The sequence below is a fragment of the Spirosoma spitsbergense DSM 19989 genome, from assembly GCF_000374085.1.
Taxonomy (GTDB): Bacteria; Bacteroidota; Bacteroidia; order Cytophagales; family Spirosomataceae; genus Spirosoma; species Spirosoma spitsbergense.
This window is the reverse complement of the sequence record NZ_KB893538.1, coordinates 1-1227: the sequence shown is the minus strand read 5'-3', so window position 1 is coordinate 1227 and position 1227 is coordinate 1. Positions and strand designations below refer to the sequence as shown.

General features: G+C 34.1%; 1 protein-coding gene. It reads left to right on the top strand.

What is annotated here, in order from left to right:
* Window positions 1-836, top strand: an 836-nt coding sequence (locus B157_RS35390) for an alpha/beta hydrolase (protein WP_020603943.1), incomplete at its 5' end; no start/stop codon positions are given.
* Window positions 837-1227 lie beyond the last annotated feature (391 nt).

Below are 1227 nucleotides of genomic sequence, written 5' to 3'. Positions count from 1 at the left end.
GGCAGCTTTGTAGGTTTGGCGATCTCAAAGTTCGCCATTCCGGTGCTTTTTCATGTAATGGGATCAGGTCTCAAAGGGAGCCATGCAACAAAGCCAAAGATGAAGTAATACCTTTTGTAAATAAAAACTATAAAACTTCAAATGAAAAAATACTATTTGGACATTCGTTTGGAGGTTTAATGTCTGTCTATTGTTTATTTATGTATCCTGAATTATTTAATGATTACATAGCAGTTAGCCCATCATTATGGTGGGAAAATGAATTTATGATACAAAAAGCAGATTCTCTATTTAAAATCAAAAATTATACAAACAAAAATATTTTTATAAGTGATGGAACAGAAGATCCAAATTTTAAAATCGTACCCAAATTTGATTTTTTGCTACAAAAAAATAAGCAATCGGGATTAGAACATAAATATACTACTTACAAAAATGAAACACACGATTCTCAGTTAATTAAAGCAATACCAGACGGCATAAGATTTATAATTGAAAAATGGAAACCTTCGAAAACAGATACAACTGCTGAGATGGTAGTAAAGTTTTATGCAAATCGTTCAAAGCAAAGCGGTTTTCAAGAATTACCACCAGAACAGTTGATTAATACGATGGGATATACTTGTTTAAGTAACCCAATTAAAATTGACGAAGCAATCAAATTTTTTGAATTAAATGCAAAAAATTATCCAGAATCATTCACTGTATTTGATAGTTTGGGCGATGGTTACAGTGCAAAAAAAGATAATGCGAAAGCAATCAAGGCTTACAAAAAGGCAATTGACATAAATCCAAAATCAATGGAGACTATTAAAAAATTGAAAACATTAGAATAAAAACGGCAGCTAACATTAGGTTTGGCATTATTGGGGCTTGACGAATATTGCCTCAACATTTGTTCTTTATTGTGCTTTAGTTTGGGCAGGATGTTATAAATTTGGCTTATGAATAAAACATCAGCAATATTGCAATTGTCAACTTCTGTTATGGGCTGACGGAACTCGAATTCCCCAACAACGCCAAGCCTTTTTCGTTGTGTGCTATGCGACCGACAACCAAACCATTCATAACATTCAGCCTATGTCCTGAATGCACGATAGATTCGGGCAAACAGAATAATGTTTGGTAGCTGGGGGGGTGGCCGACATTCGTACGAAATGTTCCATGGAGCCACTTCTGAACAGTAAAATAACCCGAGTAACTACGATGGATAAATTACGTTGATTC